Genomic DNA, 19,079 nt, shown 5'->3' with positions numbered 1-19,079 from the left:
TGGCCCGTCAGAAAGTGAAGCCGAAGCGCGAGTACACGTGGTAGCCGCTCTTGTCCGAAGCGTCGCGGCTGCCGGTGGGCACCGAGGCGTCCAGGCGGAATTCGAAGTGGTGGAAGCGCGGGATGCGGAAGATCAGCCCCGCGCCGATGCCCTCGAGCCGCTCGACCGGGTTGTTGCCGTCGCGGTGGTTCGAGGCGTAGCCGCGGCCGAAGTCGTAGAACACTTCCACTTCCAGCAACTCGCGCCAGGGCCGGTCGTAGAACGGCGAGACGCGATCGCCCAGGCCGGGCGCGTCGATGTGGTACTCCAGAGAGCTGTACCAGCCGCGGTCGGTGAGCGCATCGGCGATCGGATAGGCGCGCACGCTGTCCGGGCCGCCGATCACGAACTGCTCCAGCGGCGGCAGCGCGTCACGCGTGTACTGGCCGCCGAGCTTGAAATAGAGCCGCTGCGAGCGGGTCAGGAACTGCAGGCGCGTGTAGGAGAGCCGCGCCAGCAGGAAGTTGCTGTCGTGGTCGGGACTGACCAGGTCCGGCTCGACCGAGTCGTCGCGCACGGACTTGCGCAGGCTGCCCTGCACCACGTCCAGGCCGCGCAGGCGCTGGTCGGTGCGTTGCAGGCCGAAGCCCAGTTCCGCCACGTCGAAGCGCTCGTCCGAGAGCTTCACCCCGAGCGCACCCAACTGCGACTTCTCGCGGATGTAGCGCAGTGAGGTCTGCATCGAGACGTCGTCGGTGTTGACGAACTTCCAGTCCGCGCCGGCGTAGGTCGAGGACGTCGGCCCGCGGACCTTGAGGTCGGCGAACGCGCCGCTGTTGATCTGCAGTTCGCTGCGGGTGGCCCCGATCACGCCGCTCAGGCCCGGCACCACCACGGTGGGCAAGCGGTAGCCCAGTGCGTAGTAGACGTTGCTGTGTGGGTCGAGCGCGTAGTCCACGTTGGCGGTGAGCTGGTCGCCGATGCCCAGCGGGCTGTTCCACGCCGCGCCCGCCTGCGCGCGATAGCGACCGGTAAGTTCCGTGCCGTAGTTATTGCCGCCGAGCGTGAAGGTGAATGGGCGCTTGGCCTCGTGCGCGACCATCACCAGGTCGGTCTGGCCGGTCCTGGCGCCGGGCTGGAAGGTGGAGGACACCGTCACGCCTGGCAAGTCGCGCGCGTAGAGAAGCGCCGAGTCGATGTCCTGCTTGCGCAGAGGCTGGCCCTTGAGCTTCTCGGCCGGCGCGGCGATCACGCCCGACCGGTAGCGCGAGGTGCCCTTGACCACGACCTTGCCGATCGTGCCTTCCAGCACGCCCAGCTTCACGATGCCGTCGCTGCCCACGTCCTGCGCCGGCACGAACGCGGTGGCCACGATGTAGCCCGCCTTGCGATAGCGATCGGTGATGCGGTCGGCCACCTGCTGCAACTGGCTGAAGTTGGCCTGGGCCGGCTTGCCGGAACCTCCGGTAAGCGTGGCGAATTGTTCATCGACCATCGCCTGCACGGTCGACGGGGTGATGCCATCCTCAGGATGGTCGCCCACGCCCTGCACGCGAAAGCCGTGCACGGTGAGGGTCTGCTCCTGCGCCCCGGCGGCCTCGCGCTCGCGCAACGGCGGTACCGCGGCGGCAGGGGCGGCAGGGGCGGCTTCAGGCGCCGGCGCCGTGGGCGTCGCCAGGGCTTGCGCCACGGTCGCGGCGGGCGTCGCACCGGCGCCCAGATGCACCGCGAGCACCTGTCCTGGCGGGTAGGCGTGGGCCTCGGGATAGCCGGCCGCGTGCAGCCGGGTAGTGATCAGCACGGCGGCCGCCTGCAGCTGCCCCGCGTCGAGCGAGGAAGCGCCCGCGGTCGCCAGCGCCTGCTGGTATTCGGCCTGGATCAGCGCCTGCACCTGGGCGGCCTGCGGCCCCTCGGTCGGCACGCCGCTGACCAGGATGTCCTGCGCCGGCGCGCCCGGGGCCGGCGCCGGGGGCGGCGAGGTCTGGGCCCAGGCGTCCCCGCCCGCCAAGGCAAGGGCCACCGCTGCTGCGAGGCAAGCAATCCGCACGACATTCCCCTCTTGATGACCGGTTCCTTGGCGCGGTGCCGGTTGCCGGCGACCGCATCAGCGCCAACGGCCGGGTTTCGGGCCCGGCCGCTGGCGGGCCGCGCAAACACGCGCCCTCACCCAGTAGTGCGAACTGCGTCAACAAAACCGCCCATTAGAGGTCGTTTTCGTTCACGCTTTACTCATCAGACATTCACATTTCAGGCGGCAAAAAAGAGCAGGCCGAGCAGCAGGGCGCACACCAGCGCACCGGCGGCAAACACGGCCAGCAACATCCGGCTCGAGCGCGCGCCCCCGCCCAGCAGCACCGGCAACATGTCGTCGTCGAGCCGAGCCTCCGCGGCGCGCGGCGGCTGCACGAGGGCATTCCGGGCGGTGATGCCATGGCTGTCGCGCAAGGCAGCCAGCACATTGCGTCGGCGCGCCCGGTATTCGGCGCGCGCGATCCGGCCGCCGTAGTGGGCCTCGTCGAGCAGGCTCAGGTCTCGGTTGACGATGTGCTCGCGCTCGTTCATGGCACCTCCCTCACCAGGCGCAGGCCGACGTCCTTCTGCGCGCCGCCGCCGTCGGCGCGACGACTGTCGACGGTGCAGTCGGACCAGTAGCTGGTGTAGCTGCCGCCACGGACCGCGGCGCCGCCGTCCACCCATTCCCAGACGTTGCCGGTCAGGTTGATCAGACCCCACGGATTGGGGCTGCGTCCGCGCGCCGCGATCGGTGCCCCGCTACCGTCGTCGGCGCCGGCGGTGGGCGGGATGCAGTTGCTGTCCGTCGCCTGCTTCCAGCCGCCGCCGGCGCGCGCGGCGGCCAGCCACTCGGCATCGGTCGGCAGGCGGTAGACGTGGCCGCTGGCGCTGCCGAGCCACGCCGCGTAGGCGCGCGCCTGGGCCACGCTGATGTTGCTTACCGGCAGGCTGCCCGCGGAGCGGTCTTCCAGCGTGATGGCGCTGCACTTGCCGGTGGCCGCGCAATAGCGGTTGTACTCGTTGATGGTGATTTCCGAGCGGGTCATCGCCAGTGTCCTGCCGCCGGCACGCACGACCACCAGCGCGGGGCCACGCTTGCCGTCGATGGTGTCGAAGCAGGCGCGGCCCGCGCCGACCAGTTCGGGAGCGGCGCAAGGATCGGACGTCGGTCCGGCAGTGGCGGTGGCTGGAGCCGGACGGATCACCGCCGGACTGCCCTTCCCTGCCGCGGCCGTGGGCTGGCCAGCTGCCGGCGCATGGCCTGGGGCCGGAGTCGCGGTGTTGTCCGTGGCGGGCACCGGCGCGGCGATCGGCGAGACCGGTGTGGCGGTCGCGCCCGTGGTCGGCTTGAGCGAGTCCAGCAAGGCAGCCAGCGAACCTTCACCCAACTGGCCGCGCAGCTTCATGTCCGCCTCGAGCGTGGCAAGCGCGTCGGCATCGGCATGCTTTACCTGCGCCAGCTGCCGCCGCATGCGATCGAGATCGGTCGAGGCAACCGCCTGGCCGCGCGCTTTCACCAGATCGGCCGCCAGGCCGTAGCGGGCGCCGGCCTTGGCGAGATCGGCGCGCTGGCCGAGCAGGCCGGTGGCACGTGCAAGCACATCGGCGGCGGCCTGGTAGCGACCCTTGCGGAAGGCCTCGCGCGCCTGGCCGAGGTAGGCGTCGGCCAGCAATTGCGGGCCTTCGCTGGCCAGGAACGGATGCTGCGGCGCCAGCGTGCGAATGCGCGCCAGCGATTCCTGCGCCTTGCCGGTGTCGCCCGCCGCGGCGGCGCGCTTGACCGACTCGATGCGGGCGGTGACCTCGGCTGCCGCGCTTTCCTGCGCGAGGCGATCCTGCTGCTGCTTGTCCAGCGTGGCCAGGCGATCATGCTCGCTCTTGAGCGCGGTCGACTGCGGCGCGACGCTGAGGCCGAAGTCGACCAGCGCCTGGTCCTGTGGCAGGTGCAGCGCATCGGTCTGCTGGTCGGCGACCCGGGCGATGGCGGTGGCCAATTGGTCGACCAGCGCGCGGGTCTGCGGCGAGGGATCGCCCTTGAGCGGCGCCACGGCGGCGGCGACCTGACGTTGCCAGTCAGCGCTCGCTTCCGGGCGGGCGATCAACGCCGCCAGGGCGGTGCGCGCCTCTGGCAGGCTGGTCGCCGCGGCGGCCGTCGGGGTGGTCGCCACGGCGGCGCCCGTGCCTATCGCATCGAGCTGGGCCTGCCGGCGCTGCAGGCGGGCCGAATCGGGGAACAGCGCCAGCGCCTGCTTCAGGTGCGCGGCGGCCTGGTCGCCGTGGTGCTGCGCCATCGCATCGCCGATGGCGATGTCGTACTTGAGTTCGAGTTCGGCGTTCTTGAGCAGGCTGCTGGTCGGGTCGATGGCGCGGATCTTTTCCAGCGTCTCAATCGCGTTGTCCGGCTGGTCGGCGAAGATCGCGCCGGCCTCGATGCGCTGGGCGAGCTGGGTATCGAGCGAGTTAAGCAACTCGTTCTTCTGCTGGTCCATCGCGCTGCGGCGGATGTCCAACTCGGGCGAGTACAGCTTGAGCTGGTCGCGCAGTGCGAACAGCTGCTGCGCGCGGGCGTAGTCGTAACGGCCTTGCGCGGGATTCCAGTACGCATCCAGGCGGGTCAGCAGGAAGCGCTGGATGAGATCGCTCTGGTCGAGCACGAGGCGCTTGCGCTCCTCCTCGCCGAGGGTATCCAGCGCGGCCACGGCTTGGGCCTCGTCGGCGTAGCGGTGTGCGTCGCCCGGCGCGAAACGGGCGATCACCTGCGCCACCTTGCGCTGGTGCAGGTACTGCGTTCCGCCCCAGCCGCCAGCGACCATGACGACCAGGGCGCCAGCGCCCCAGGCCAGGTACGGGCCGATGCGCTCGCGCAGACCGATTTCGCGCAGGCCTTCGACGAAGTCCTGCGCGGTGCGCAGGCGGTCCTGGCCGCGGAACGCAACCGCGTCGCACAACGCTTTGTACTGGCGGCGGGTGAGCCCCGGCACGAGTGGCGGCTTGCGCCCTTCGCGCATCGCCACCTCGGCGCTGACCTTGTCGAACGGGTGCTTGCCGGTGAGCAGCTCGAACGCCACGCAACCCAACGCGTAAAGGTCGTCGCTCGGCGTCGGCTCCTCGCCCTGGATCATCTCGAGGCTGGCGTAGGCGGGCGTGAGCGCGCCCAGCGTGCCGGCGTCGAACACGGTCTGTTCGCCGACCGCCTCGCCCATGTGCTTGCCGGCGCGCGCGATGCCGAAGTCGAACACCTTCGGCACGCCGTCGCGCGTGACCATCACGTTGCCGGGCTTGAAGTCCGAGTGCACCACGCCGGCGGCGTGCGCGCGCTTGAGCGCCCAGGCCATGCCCTCGATCAGCGGTCGGGCCTTGGCCAACGGCATGCCGTTGTAGGCGCGCTCACGGATCAGCGCCTTCATGTCCGAGCCGTCGACGTACTCCATCGTCATGAAGACGATGGTCCCGTCCTTGTCGAAGTCGTAGACGCGCACGATGTTGTCGTGCGCCAGCGACTGCGAGCGGCGCGATTCGCGCTGCAGCGCGATCAGCGAATCGGGATGGCGGCGGAACTCGTCGTTCAGCACTTTCACCGCGACATAGGGATCGCGGTCGCGCGCTTCGACCTTGCGCTCGTCGCGCGCCAGGAACACCACGCCCATGCCGCCGCGGCCGATCTCGCGCTCGAGCAGGAAGCGGCCCTTGAGCAGCATGCCGACGTGCGCGTGGTCGCCGCCCTCGGCGCCTGCCAGGCGCTCCCAGCTGGCGCTGTTGCCCGAATGGGAGTCGGTGCCGGTGCCGGACTGGGTGCCGGTGGACTGCGCGTCCTCGATCGCCTCGCCGCGCGAGGCGGGCATCACTACGGTCGCTTCGTCGACTGATGGCGCGGGCGGACGCGACGTCGGCATGACCACGGTGGCGTCGCCCATCGCTTCGGACGCGCCGCGGGCAACGGGGGCCGGGACGACCATCGTGGCATCGCCCTCCATGACCGCCCCGGTCGGTGCCACCACCGTGGCATCGTCGGCCACGGAGATGTCCTCGGCCACGACCTGCGCCGCCATCAACCGGTCGAGCAGCACGCGGCCGATCTCCGCATCCAGTTCGCCCTCGTCGTGCAGGCGGCGCAACAGCGCGAGTTCGTCGTGGTGGCGATCCTCCGGCACCGAGCCGCGGCGGCCCAGTGCATCGAGCAGCACGGGCAGCGGCAGGTGGCCGTTGCGGAAGGCGGCGATCAGTTCGGCAAGCGTGTTCATGCAAAGCTCTTCGTCGGTGCGACAGCCGCGCCGTTACGGCGGCGTGTGCGGGTGATCCGGGTCAGCTGACCACCAGCATGGGGACTTCGTTGGTGCGCACCTGCTGGCCATCCATGAAGAGCGCCGAGCGCATCGTGTAGCGACCGTCCTGGATGCCCTTGGGCAGGCTGAAATCGAAATTGGTCTCGTACTCGCCGGTGCCATCGATGGCGGTGGCGTCCTTGGTCACGGTGGTCAGCTGGCGGCCGTCCGGCGCGAACAGGGTCAACTGTTCCTTCAGTTGCGGCGCCATGTCGTTCGTGCCGCGCACCAGCGTGACGCGCGACTGCATCGCCGCCTTGCTGCCGGAGCGGACCGTTTCGCCTGGCAGCAGCGCGGTCTGGTAGGCGCTGATGGTGTTGCTGGCCGGCAAGGCACCGCGGTCGTGCCGGTACTGGTCTTCGACCGAGCGCGCGTCCCTGACCTTGCGCGCGTGATAGTTGTAGGCCACGCAGGCGAACGCGCCGATGCCGGCACCGATCGCGGCGCCGGCCAGGTGGCCCTTGCCTTTGCCGAACATCGAGCCGGCCAACGCGCCGATGGCGCCGCCCACCGCCGGATTGCATTCGGGCGATGCCGGTTCGCTGGCGTTCGTGCGGCCGGTGTTGGCGGCGGGCATCCCTAGTCCGCCCATCTGCGCGCAACCACTCACCAGGGCGAGCACGCAGGCTGCACCCAGAAGGCTGATACCGCGGATTCGGTCATGCATGGCGAGTCCTTCCTCAGTTGATCGAGATGCTGTTCATGGCGTTCTGCTGCGCTTGCTGGGCGCGGCGCAGCAGGCGTCTGGCGGCCGCATCGCCCGGATTCACCTGCAGCGCGGCCTTGGCGTTGGCGATGGCGGCGGAATAGTTCTGCTGCGAGAAGTTGCGCTCGCCCTCGCGCAGCAGGCCCGCGGCGACTTCCTGCATGCGTGTGGAAGGACCGGACGATTGCGGGGCGACCGGCGGCCTTTGGGTAGACGTCGTCTTCGCTGGAATCGAGGCCTGCGAGGTTGCCGGAAGTGGACTGGATTCCGGTTGCGGGACCGGCGACGGCGGTGTGCGCTCCTGCGGCGGCGCTGGCGCCGCCTTCACTGCGACCGGCCGGTCCAGCTCCTGCTTTTCCTTCTCCACGGCGGCGCGCCTGAGATCCAGCCGCGGCAGGAAAAGGTGCAGCCGCGCGGGCAGTTCGAGCACGCGCTCGGCCGCGGCGTAATCGCGTCGCCCCTGCGCCGGGTTCCAGTAGGCATCGACGCGGCTGAGCAGGAATTGCTGGACCTGGTCGCCCTGGTCGAGCATCAGCTTTTTGCGTCCGTCCTCGCCCAGTTGGTCGAGCGCGGCGGCGGCCTCGGCTTCGTCGCCGAAGTGTTGCGGGTTGGCTGGCTGGAATCGCGCGGCGACCTCGGCGACCTGGCGCGCGCGCCACTGGCCGATCGCGCCCCAGCCCACGACCGCCAGCAGCAGGATGCCGATCACCGTCCACGCCAGCGGCCGCCCCAGGCGCTCGCCAAAGCCAATGTCGCGCAGGCCCTCGACGAGCAGGTCAGCGCTTTTGAGGCGCTTGTCGGCAGTGAAGGCCACGGCGTCGCACAACGCCTTGTACTGGCGACGGGTCAGCCCGGGCACCACCGGCGGTTTGCGCCCTTCGCGCATCGCCACCTCGGCGCTCACCTTGTCGAACGGGTGCTTGCCGGTGAGCAGTTCAAAGGCGACGCAACCCAGCGCGTAGATGTCGTCGGTGGGCTGCGGCGGCCGGCCCTGGATCATTTCCAGGCTGGCATAGGCCGGCGTCAGCGCGCCGAGCCGGCCCGCGTCGAACACCGTCTGGTCCTCGGCGACCTCGCCCGGCTGCTTGCCGGCGCGCGCGATGCCGAAGTCGAACACCTTCGGCATGCCCTCGCGCGTGACCATCACGTTGCCGGGCTTGAAGTCCGAGTGCACCACTCCGGCGTCGTGCGCGCGCTTGAGCGCACGCGCCATGCCCTCGATGAAGGGCCTTGCCCTGGCCAGCGGCAGGCCACGGAAGGCGCTCTCGCGGATCAGCGTCTTGAGGTCCGAGCCGTCCACATACTCCATCGTCATGAAGACGATGGTGCCGTCCTTGTCGAAATCGTAGACGCGCACGATGTTGTCGTGCGCCAGCTGCTGCGAGCGGCGCGATTCGCGCTGCAGCGCGATCAGCGAATCGGGATGGCGGCGGAACTCGTCGTTCAGCACTTTCACGGCCACGTACGGATCGCGGTCGCGGGCCTCCACCTTGCGCTCGTCGCGCGCCAGGAACACCACGCCCATGCCGCCGCGGCCGATCTCGCGCTCGAGCAGGAAGCGACCTTTGAGCAGCATGCCGATCGTCGCCCGCTCGCCATCGGCCACGCCAGCCAGTTGCTGCCAACCGGCAGCGTCGACGCTGCCGGTGCCGCCGGCGGTGCGCGAGCCGGTAGCGCCGGTGCGGGTGGATTCCGGCCGGGTAGCCGGCTTGACCACGGTTGCCTGGTCTGCAGCGACGCTGGTCGATGTCGGCCGTGTCGACGGCATGACACAGGTCGCCTCGTCGGCATCGGCCATGGCCAGGACCGACGCAACTTCTTCGCCGGCACGCTGCAGTGCCTCCAGGCGCTCGATCACCAGTTGCGCCACACCCACATCGAGGCTGCCCTCCTCGCGCATGCGCGCTAGCCAGCGCAGCTCGTCCGCATGCTGATCCGCGGGAACCGCGCCGCGCGCGGCCAATGCGTCGACCAGCAATGCCGGCAACGACAGCTCGCCCGCCTGGTAGGCCTCGATGAGCGCGCTTAGCGAGGGGATGGCCATGATCGTCGCGTCAACCCTGCAACCGCACGACCACGGCCGATACGTTGTCGCGCGCAGCACGCCCCATGGCGAGCGCGAACAACCCCTGCAGCAAGTCGCCCGGCGGCTGCGGGCGCGCGCACTGCGCGTCGATCTCCTCGTCGGACATTTCCTTGTTGATGCCATCGGAGCACAGCACGAACTGCATGCCCGAGCGGTTGCCGGCCACGACCCAGTCGACGAACAGCCGGTCCTCGGCGCCGATCGCACGGGTCAGCACGCCGGCGCCCGGTTGCGGCCTTGCGGGCGCGGGCCCACCGGCGAACTGGGTCACTTCCTCCTTCAGCCCATGCACGTGGTCGCGGGTGATCTGCCGAAGTCGCCCGTCCTCGAAGCAGTAGGCGCGGCTGTCGCCGACCCAACCGCACAGCATGAAGTCCGGATCGTAGACCAGCACCACCACGGTCGAGCCGATCAGGTCGACACCACGCGCCGCGGCGACCTGGCGCAGTTCGCTGTTGACCTGCGCCAGCGTGTCTTCGATCGACTCGACGAAGTCGAACACGTCGCCGTTTCGCGGGAGGGAGCCCAGCCGCTCGACGATCAACCCGCTGGCGTAGTCGCCGGCCGAATGGCCGCCCAGGCCATCGGCGACCACCCACAGGCCGACGTCTTCGCGCACCAGGATCGCGTCCTCGTTGTGCTTGCGGACCTTGCCGGTGTCGGTATGCCCCGCGGACTGGTAACGCACGGTCATGGCTGCACCTCGATCACGGCCAGCGGCCAGGGCCGCGAATGGGTGGGACCCAACGCCTGGGCCAGGCGCAATTGCGCGTCCTGCGGCGTGCTGGCGGCGAGCGCCTGCGCCAGCGTGGCCTGCGAGAGCTGCGTGTGTGCCACGCCGGCCAGCAGCACCAGGCGGTCGCCGGGCATCAGTTCGCAGGCGACCTGCTCGCAGCCGGGCATGCCTTCGGCGCCCAAGCCAGGCGCGGTCGGCGCGTCATTGCCGCCGAACAACAGGTCGTCCAGTTCGCCGCCACCGGGAAGCGATGGCTGCGCGGGCGCGGTGGCGAACAGCGGGCGCACGCGGCCACCGCGCCAGTGCCACGCTCCCGCGGCACCCACCCGCAGCAGCCCGGCCTGCGGACCGGCGACGCGCGCGGCTACCACCGCGCCGTCTTCGCTGACGCGGCCATGGCGCAGCAGCGGATGCAGCGCCATCAGGCGGGCACGCAGCGCGTGCGTGCCCGGCGCGGCCTCGTCCGCTGCACTCATCTCGGCACCGACGCTGGCGACCGCGGATGCGGCGCGACGGCGCGGATCGGCCAGGCCCACGTCGGCCGCCACCAGGGTGAGCGCGCAGGCCGGGTGGCGCACGACGGCTGCGCCGGGCGCGGTCTGCACCGACAGTTCGGTGTTGAATGCCGGTGCCGCGACCGGCGCCGCCGACGCCCCAGCCTGGCGCACGAAGCCGGGCACGGTCACGTCGTCATCAGCATCGCGGACCACCGGAGCCGGAGCCGGCGGCGGTTCGGCAATAGCGGGAGCCACCGGCACGGCATGCGGCGCGGCGCCGCCCAGGGGTGTCTGCCACGCACCGGAGCGGGCCGCATCGAGAAAGCCCGCGTAGGCGTCGGCCGCCGGCAGGCCGCGAGTGGCCAGGACGCCGGCCGGCACGCGGCCGGCGCCCTCGCTCCACCACAGGCACCAGGGGCCACCGTGGCCCGCCAGCCGTCGCCACAGCGCGACCAGCGCATCGGTATCGATGGCACGTTCCGGCACCGGCAGGCGCCAGTGCGTCGCGCGGCTGAAGTCGATCCCCTCGGACGGGTCGACCGGCACGGGCGCGTGGGCCGAGGGGCCGGGCAGCGCCGCCACCAGGGCGTCGAAGCCTTCGGCATCCAACGGCGCGCCGCGCTGGCCCCGCGCATGGACGCGCGCCAGCGCATCGAACCAGCCGGCACCGTCGCGCAACAGCGGCTCGATCTGCGCGGGCGCGACCGGCGCGGCCAGCACCATCGGAAAACTGCGTCCGACGCGGTCGTCGGCGGGGCCGAACACGCCGGCCCAGGCACCCTCGTCGCACGCCTGCGGCGACAGCACGAACCGCCAGGTCGGACTGGCGCGATAGGCCGCCGCCCAGTCCTGGCCCAGTGCTTCGCGGCTGGCGAAGACCGCCTGTTCGAAGTGGCGGTCCCAGCGTTCGACGAATGCCATCGGCAACCGCCGCTGCACGAAATCCCCTGCTCCCGGCAACTTGCCGAAGAAACCCACGCTGGCTGTCCCGCCCCCTGTCGGCCCGGACATGGCTAGCCCCCGCACCGGAAGCGTTGCACCTGCGTGTTGAGGAACGGGTTCTTCAGGTTGCTGGCCTGCACCACCAGTTGCACGGCCTGGCCGCCGAAGTCGAAGTGCGCCTGGTAGCGCAGGTCCGACTGGCGCGAGAGCTGCGCCGCCTGCAAGGCATGGAAGAACGCCCAGTCGCCCTGGTAGTCGTAGCTGCTGAGCAGGTTGCCGGCGGTGTCCCACGCGGAAACCTTGACCTGTCCCGGGGTCGGTCCGGGCCACTTCATTGCCATGCTGGTGGTACCACCGGGCTTGTAATCGAAGGTCTGTCCGTCGATGGCGATGGCGAAGTGCCCGATACCCGGCGCCAGCACAGGCGCCAGCAGGGTAAAGCCGACTTCGGGAGTGGGGCTACCGTTGCGGAAGTACATCTGCTTGATGCTGTCGGCCAGTTGCATCTGCGCCAGCATCGAGGCCGAACCACTGACCGCGCCCGGCCCGCTCTTCCATTGCCAGTTGCGGCCGCTGGTGTCGACCAGCTTGGCCAGGGTCTGCTTGAAGAAGCCGTCGTAGCGCCCGCCGTAGCCGAACATCTCGCCAAAGTTCTGCACCGGGATGTCGTTGCGGCTGCTCGGCGAGAACGGGAAGCGGCCCTGGGTGAAGGCCGCGCAATCCTGCGCCGCGGCCTGCTGGAATTGATCGTCGAGCGCGCCCTTGGTGCCGCTGGCGACCAGCGCCTGGCTCTTTCCGGTGAGCGAGGCGACCCAGCCGGCCACCGGCGGCGGCAGCTGCGCGGCCGCCTGTTGCGCCATCAGCAGTTGTGGATTGGGCTGGCCGGCCGCGTCGCTGAAGTCGGTCATGGTGAGCAGCGTCTTGCTCAACTGGTCGAGCGCGGCCAGCGTCTGGTCGATCGGCGCGGCGCCGGGCGCTCCTTCGCTGAGCTTGTTGAGCGTGTCGAAGTGCGCGCTGATGGCGCTGCCGGGCGGCGTTTCGTCCGCGCTCCCGGCACCGCCGCCGACCTTCGCCAGCGCCCGGCCGAGCGCGTTCTGCGTGGCCTTCTTGGCGGCCGCATCCTTGGCTGCATCCAGGGCCTTGTCGCCCGCGTCGGGCGCCGGCGTGCGCAACATGTCGCTGGTGTTGTCGCGCACCAGCTTGAGCAGCGACTTCAGCGGCGAGCTCGGGCCCGAAAGCTTGGCGGCGATGGTGCTGGCATCCTGGATGCTGGCCGCCGGCTGCAGTTGCAGGTCGGCAAGCAGGGCGTCCCAGGCGTTGATGTAGTCGGTCTCGTAGAGCGCCAGCACCTGGCGCGAAAGGCGCGCCTGCGCCAGCGCATCGATCGGTTCGGCGCCGAACACCCAGTCGTCCGCGGCAAACTGCTTGACCGCCTCCTCCACGCCCTTGTCCGCCTCGATGGCGAACACCGGCTGCGTGTAAAGCGCGGGTAGCGGATCGGACAGCGGCTTGCCGCTCTGGCGGCGGAATACGTTGCCGAGCAGGCCCAGTTCCTTGTCCAGCTGCAATGGCTTGCCGGTGCTTTCGGCCGACAGCTTCATGCTGCCGTAGACCAGCGTCGACAGGTCCGCCGTGCGCAGCGTGGTGCGCGCCTGCTCCACCAGCGCCGCGTCCAGCGGCAGGGCGCGCAACTGGCCAGGCTCCTCGACCAGCGCCTGGAAGTGCTTGGCCAGCGCTTGCTGCAGCACCGGTTCGTCGGGGAACACCTTGCGCCATTCCAGGTTGGCCAGGGCCACCAGTTCGTCGGCATCCAGGTGCTGGGGCTCGCCCAACATCAGGTAGCCCTTCAGGTAGTAGTACAGCGCCTGCGGATCGGACGCGCTGGCGGCCAGGCCACCGCGGAACTGCGCGCCCACGCCGGGCAGCAACAGTGCATTGAGCTCGCGCAAGTAGGCCGCGTGCAGGTCCTCGCCGACCGCCTTGCCCTGGTAAAGGCCCAGCCGCATCGACATCGGCACGCCGCCTTCGGGCGTGGCCGTCTGCTGCACGGCCGACAGCGCTTCGAGGCGGTCGAGCACCTTGGCGAAGTATTCCTTCGGCGTGGCGCTGGCCGGCAGATCGACGCCTGCGGGGTAACCCTTGAGCGCGTCCTGCACCTGGCCCAGGTAGGCGCGGTTGCGCGCATAGCTGGTGGCGAAGCCGAAGCACAACAGCACGGTCAGCAGCGCCATGCCGGCGTAGGACGCCAGTTGCACGGCAACCTTGCGCCGCTCGATGGCGGGGTTGGTGCCGGCCAGGCCGGACTCGCGGAACAGCACTTCCTTGAGCAGTCGCTCGACGAAGAACGTACGTCGCTGCGCGCCCTGCGGGTTCACCCGCGCGGCGTCCAGCCCGAAGGTGCGTGCGACCGCGCCCATCATGCGGTCGATCGGGGTGCCTTCCTGCGTACCGGAAGTGAGATAGACGCCACGCAGCAGCGGCGGCGTGCCGTAGGCATGGCCGGCGAACACGCCCTCGACGAACTGCCGCGCGGTCTCGCCCAGCGCCGCCAGCTGCTGCGGGAACGACAGCACCGCCGCGCGGCGACTGCGGTCGCGCTCGGCATGCAGGCGGTCGAGCGTGCGCGTGTTGAGCCTGTCCAGCAGCAGCCGGTATTCGTCGGCGAACGCCTTGGCGGCACTTCCCTCCATGGTCTTGCCCAAGGGGAAGGACACACCCCAGACTTGGCTGCGCAGCTCCGGGTTCATGTCGTCGAAGAATTCGCCGAAGCCGGCCACCAGATCGCACTTGGTCAGCACCAGGTAGACCGGCACGCCGATCTTCAGGTGCTCGGACAGTTCGTCCAGGCGGCGGCGGATGGCACCCGCGTGCTCCTGCCGCCCCGCATCGTCCAGCACCATCAGGTCGGACAGGCTCATCGCCACGATCACGCCGTTGATCGGCCGGCGCTTGCGGTAGCGGCGCAGCAGCTTGAGGAACTCGCCCCAGGCGGTGGCGTCGGCCGAGCGGTCCGAATCCTGCGTGGTGTACCGGCCGGCGGTGTCGAGGAATACCGCCTCGTCGGTGAACCACCAGTCGCAGTTGCGGGTACCGCCGACGCCGCGCAGCGCTTCCTTGCCGAAGCGCTCGGACAACGGGAAGTTGAGCCCGGAATTCTGCAGCAGCGTGCTCTTGCCAGAGCCCGGCGGGCCGATCACCACATACCAGGGCAGCGCATACAGGTTGCCGCGTCGGCGCTTGCGCAGCATCTCCACCGCTTCGGCGAAACGGCCCTGCAGCTGCGCGCCTTCGCCCGCGCCGCGGTTGTCGCCGCCCCCGGCGGGCGCCGCGCCGCCCTGCCCGGCCAGCTCGCCGGACATCTTGTTGGCCTTGCCGCGCGCGCGCAGCGCCTGCACCTGCAGCCAGGCACCCCAGGCAAGCACGATCACCATGATCAGCAGCAGCCGCGCGACCGGGCTGGCCAGTGGCTGCGAATCGCCGATTCCGAGGTACGGGCCGCCCAGCCACACCAGCACCGAGAGCAGCAGCACGCCGATCAGCGTGACGAACCAGGCGGACTTCAAAAGGCTCAGCAACTTCGCCACGGCGTCAGGCCTCCGGAATGAACTTGATTTCGACGCGGCGGTTGCGCGTGCGGTTGTCCGGCAGGTCCGGCGGCAGCGCGATCGGCTGCGAGGCGCCGGCGCCGGTCGATTCGATGCGGCCCGGGTTGTCCAGGCCCTGCGTGAGGATCTGCCTGACCGACTGCGCGCGCGCCGCCGACAACGCGAAGTTGTCCTTGAACTTGAGCGAGTGGATCGGCTGGTCGTCCGTGTGGCCGATCACGATCACGCGACCGGACACCTGGTTGAGCGCGGCGGTGATCTTGTGCAGCAGCGACAACTGGCGCTCGTTCACGTCGACGCCGCCGGAGGCGAACATCGCGTTGCCGGAGAGGCGCAGCATCGCCTGCCCGTCCGGCTGCTCGTCGATGGTCAGCAGCCCGGCCTGTTCCTCGGGTGCCAGTAGCTGCTTCAGGCGCTTGCGCTCGGGCGCGGGACGGTGCGCCGTATCCGGTGGCGCCGCGCCTTCCAGCCCGATCCGCGCGAGCTGGGCGTTGACCGGCGAGGCCGCGTCGTTGAGCCGGGTGTAGAAGAACAGGAACGCGGCCAGCAGCACGCAGGCAGCAGCCGTGGCGATCACCCACAGCGGCACGTAGCGCACCAGCGGGTTGCGCCGGTCTTCGACACCACGCCAGTGCGGCGCCAGTTCCTGCGCGGCCGGTGCGCGCTGCTCCTTCAAACGCCGGTACAGGTCTTCCTGGATGTCGGCCAGCTTCGCGCGCCCGCCGGCCTCGATCTGATAGCGGCCCCCGAAGCCGAGCGCCAGGCAGATGTACATCAGCTCGATCAGGTCGATGTGCTTGGAAAAATCCGAGCACAACCGCTCGAGGATCTGGAAGAACTTGGCGCCGCCGTAGGACTCGCTGTGAAAGGCCACCAGCAGGGTCTGCTGCGCCCAGCCGCTGTGCTCGCCCCATGGCGCGTTGAGCACCGACTCGTCGAGCATGGTGCACAGCACGTAGCGCGCCGCGAGCACGGTTTGCTGCGGCAGGTTGGACGACTGCGCGCGGCTTTCGAAGCGGCGTACCTGCATGGTCGCCTGTTCGCGCAGGCGCGCGGCGTCGGGCGCGGTGACGCTGTGGCGCAACTGCACCGCCAGCAGCAGCAGAGGGCTGGCCGCCTGCACCAGCGGGTTCATGCCGCCGCCGAGGAAACCGCTGATGTCCTCCTCGCGCGCCGGTTGGGCTGCAGCAGCATAGGCGGCCGGCGGCGGCACATGGGCGGCCGGTGGCGGCGCCACGGGCGCGGCGGGGGCCGGAGCGCCGCGAGGGCGCACCACGGTGGCGTCGCGCATGTCCTCGTCGAAGGGACCGCTCATGGCATCAGCTCCGGATGGCCCAAAGTTGCAGGTCGAGGCCGGCGAACTCGCTGCCGAAATGGAACGCGATGCCGCCGGAGGTCTTCAGCTCGCGCCACATCGGCGAGTGCTTGTCGAACTCGAAGTAGAGGTAGCCCGCGTTGTAGGGAATCTGCCGCGGCGCCACCGGCATCGCCTGCACCGCGATGCCGGGCAATTGCAGGTTGACCAGGTCGCGGATCTTCTCGGTCGGGCCGATCTTGGCGTGCGCGGGCAACTGCCGGCGCAGGTCCTCGGACTTCATGTCGGCCTTGGCCGAGAGCACGAAGGCCGCGGTGTCGATGAGGGTCAGGTCGGGCACCACTGCCACCCACACGCCGTACTTGCGCTGCTGCAGCGGGATCGGCATGGCGGTCTGTTCCATCACCGCGCTGAGCGCGTTGCGCAGCGAGACAATCACCGGTTCGAAGCTCTCCCGCAGCAGTTCGTGGCGGTACGGCGGGAACATCGGCGGACGCTTGCCCGGCGCCGTGAACGTGGTGAGCTCGCCGGCCATCGCGACCAGCGTGCGGTAGAAGGCTTCCGGGTGCTCCAGCGGCGCCTCGGCCAGGTGCGCGACGAGCGGCTGGTAGCGGTTGACCACCTGCAACATCAGGAAATCGGCGATCTCCGCCGCGCCGCCACGGTCGGTCAACGCCACGCGGCTGGCCAGCGCCTCGCCGCGCTGGTGCAGCAGGCCGAGCAGTTCGGTAAGGAAGGTCACCAGTCGCGGTACGGCCTGGCAGCTCAGGCCCGTGGGCATGAACGCCTCGTCCAGCATCACGCGACGGTCGGCGCGGCACTCGACGATGCGCGCGACCGGGATCTGCGCCAGCCCTTCCATCGGTTGCGACTGCGGCAGCAGGCGCGTGCTCATGCCACCGACTTCCAGCGGCGTCATGCCCTCGACGCTGCCGGAGCTGTCGCGTACCTCGGTCTCGCGCACACGGTATCGGAACAGCCGCTCGGCCGGGGCTTCCGGCCGCCCGCTCTCCGGCTGCGTGGGCGTGCGCAGCGGCAGGGTCAGGTAGACGGTCTGGTCGCGCCAGTTGGCGTCGACCTCCAACGCCGGCGGCAGCGGGTCGTCGCCGGGCATGGAGAACGGCGTGCCATCGGGGAAAATGCCGCTCGCGCGGCGGATACCAAGCTTGCCGATGGCCAGCAGGTCAGGCTCCAGCTCCAGTTCCTGGAAGCCCCAGGCGTAGGGCCGCAGGGCGCCGGCGCGCAGCTCGACGAAGCGCTCGAAGTAGCGTTCCTGCTGCTGCAGGTGCTGCGGGCGCAGGAACAGGCCCTCGCTCCATACCACTTTGTTGTTTTGCGTCATGACCGACCTGTCTGCTGTTGGTTGCTTTTAGGGCGCCTCGCGTCCCTGGACGCACCCCACGGCCGCGAACTGCCTGTAGGAGCGCCCTTGGGCGCCCCCGGGGTCCGCGGTCGCGCCCACTGGTGCTCCTGCAGGGGATGCCCTGGCGTGGGAGGCCCTTCTTCTAGTGCGTGTTTTTCACGTGAAAAGCGCCATGCGCTCTTACCGCTGCCGCACCCGGGCCGACTTCAGACGCGCCAGCTGCTCCTCGTAGGCGCGTGCGAACTCGTCGCCGAACAGGCGGCGGAAGCATTCATCCGGGTCCTTGGCCAGGCCCTCGAAGTTCTCGCGATAGCGCTCCCAGTAGCGCCCCTTGCCGCCGAAGGCCGAGCGCTTGCTGCCGTCCACTTCCTGCTCAAGCCGGTCGGGGTTGAAGTGCGCCAGCACAGCCTCGAAGCCCGCGCGCACGCCGGCCAGCATCGCCATCTGGTGGCAACGGATGTCGTCGAAGGCGTCCTGGAATGCATCGGTGCCGGAGAGGAAGGCGCCGGTGGCCGGGGCGAGCAGCTTCTGCAGTGCTTCGTCGGCGGTCGGCGCGAACTTCAGCGGATTGTTTTCCGATCGCTGGATCAACGTGACCGGCAGGCGGAAGGTGTTCTTGATCTCCGCGCGGGCGCGCAGTACGTCCATCACGCCATCGACGACGATGCGGAAGATCGTGTCCAGCTCGGGCGGGACACCGGCCGACGGGGCCGGCGCGGCGGCGACCGGCGCCACCGGCACGACAGGCTGCGGCGAGATGGGCGCCACGGGCGCGACTGGCGCCGCCGGTGCCGGTGCTGGCGTGGGTGCCGGTGCCTCCCGGGGCGCGAAGTCGCCCATAGTCAGGTCCCAGTTCTCCGGCAGCGCCGGCCGCTGGCCGGCAACGCCCGGCGGATGGAAATGATCGGCCATGCCGCTGGAATGGTTCCAGCTTGCGGCCGGTGCGGGCGCGGGCGCCGGCGGCGCACCAAAGGGCTCGTCCAGGAACGCCAGCGGATCGAGCGTGGCGGCCGGACCGCCGGACGCCGGAATCAGCGGCTCGTCAGGGATGCCGCGCGCGGGCGCCGGCGGCGCGCCGAACGCGCCACCCAGCATCTCGTCGAGAAAATCGCCGCCGGGCAGCGGCGCGGCCGCCGCCATCGCGGGTGCCGGGGCTGGCGCCGGCTGCACCACGGTGGCGTTGTCGGCCTGGAAACGAACCGACACCTCGAAAGTGTCGATCTGCAAACGATCGCCGTCCTTCAATGACGCCGGGTCACCTTTCACCAGCGGCCGGCCGTTGAGCAGCATGCCGTTGGTGCTGCGGTCCTCGATGAAGTACATGCCGTTGAGGCAGCGCACCATGGCGTGCACGCGCGACACGCCGGCCGCGGCCAGCACCCAGTCGCAGTCCTCCGCACGGCCGATGCTGCCGTCGCGGCCCTCGAAGGCCTTCTGGCTGCGTGCGCCGAACTGCGCGGCGTGCGGGCCGAGCACGGCGAGCACGAGTGTCTGTGGGATAGGCACGCGTCGCTC

At 70.2% G+C, this 19,079-nt stretch carries 10 protein-coding genes and 1 pseudogene; all 11 read right to left on the bottom strand.

What is annotated here, in order from left to right; translation table 11 throughout:
• Positions 1-7: 7 nt before the first annotated feature.
• Positions 8-1,705, bottom strand: a complete 1,698-nt coding sequence (locus ACFWZ4_RS10055; RefSeq protein ID WP_439704615.1) for a ShlB/FhaC/HecB family hemolysin secretion/activation protein — start codon at positions 1,703-1,705, stop codon at positions 8-10.
• Between the two features lie 521 nt (positions 1,706-2,226).
• Positions 2,227-2,541: a hypothetical protein gene (locus ACFWZ4_RS10050; RefSeq protein WP_439704540.1), complete on the bottom strand. Its 315-nt coding sequence runs from the start codon at positions 2,539-2,541 to the stop codon at positions 2,227-2,229.
• Complete coding sequence (locus tag ACFWZ4_RS10045) at positions 2,538-6,233, bottom strand: protein kinase domain-containing protein (RefSeq protein WP_439704539.1); 3,696 nt, start codon at positions 6,231-6,233, stop codon at positions 2,538-2,540. Before ACFWZ4_RS10045 ends, ACFWZ4_RS10050 begins: the two co-directional genes overlap by 4 nt.
• 61 nt (positions 6,234-6,294) lie before the next feature.
• The gene (locus tag ACFWZ4_RS10040; RefSeq protein WP_439704538.1) at positions 6,295-6,981 is read right to left on the bottom strand and encodes a hypothetical protein; all 687 of its coding nucleotides are present in this window, start codon (positions 6,979-6,981) and stop codon (positions 6,295-6,297) included.
• A gap of 385 nt (positions 6,982-7,366) precedes the next feature.
• Positions 7,367-9,058, bottom strand: a pseudogene (locus ACFWZ4_RS10035) (protein kinase domain-containing protein); the annotation flags it as partial.
• Positions 9,059-9,074: 16 nt separating this feature from the next.
• Positions 9,075-9,800, bottom strand: a complete 726-nt coding sequence (locus ACFWZ4_RS10030) for a PP2C family protein-serine/threonine phosphatase (protein ID WP_439704537.1) — start codon at positions 9,798-9,800, stop codon at positions 9,075-9,077.
• On the bottom strand, positions 9,797-11,350 hold the full coding sequence (tagF, locus tag ACFWZ4_RS10025) for a type VI secretion system-associated protein TagF (RefSeq protein WP_439704536.1): 1,554 nt from the start codon (positions 11,348-11,350) through the stop codon (positions 9,797-9,799). Before tagF ends, ACFWZ4_RS10030 begins: the two co-directional genes overlap by 4 nt.
• A gap of 2 nt (positions 11,351-11,352) precedes the next feature.
• A complete protein-coding gene (gene tssM, locus ACFWZ4_RS10020) occupies positions 11,353-14,865 on the bottom strand; it encodes a type VI secretion system membrane subunit TssM (RefSeq protein ID WP_439704535.1) in 3,513 nt (1,170 codons plus the stop codon).
• A 4-nt stretch (positions 14,866-14,869) separates the two neighbouring features.
• Complete coding sequence (icmH, locus tag ACFWZ4_RS10015; RefSeq protein WP_439704614.1) at positions 14,870-16,177, bottom strand: type IVB secretion system protein IcmH/DotU; 1,308 nt, start codon at positions 16,175-16,177, stop codon at positions 14,870-14,872.
• Between the two features lie 28 nt (positions 16,178-16,205).
• Positions 16,206-17,543, bottom strand: a complete 1,338-nt coding sequence (gene tssK / locus ACFWZ4_RS10010) for a type VI secretion system baseplate subunit TssK (RefSeq protein ID WP_439704534.1) — start codon at positions 17,541-17,543, stop codon at positions 16,206-16,208.
• A gap of 201 nt (positions 17,544-17,744) precedes the next feature.
• Positions 17,745-19,064, bottom strand: a complete 1,320-nt coding sequence (tagH, locus tag ACFWZ4_RS10005; RefSeq protein ID WP_439704613.1) for a type VI secretion system-associated FHA domain protein TagH — start codon at positions 19,062-19,064, stop codon at positions 17,745-17,747.
• Between the last annotated feature and the right edge of the window lie 15 nt (positions 19,065-19,079).

Source organism: Frateuria sp. GZRe12 (assembly GCF_051900535.1).
Lineage (GTDB): Bacteria > Pseudomonadota > Gammaproteobacteria > Xanthomonadales > Rhodanobacteraceae > Frateuria_A.
This window is presented reverse-complemented; position numbering and strand designations above follow the sequence as displayed.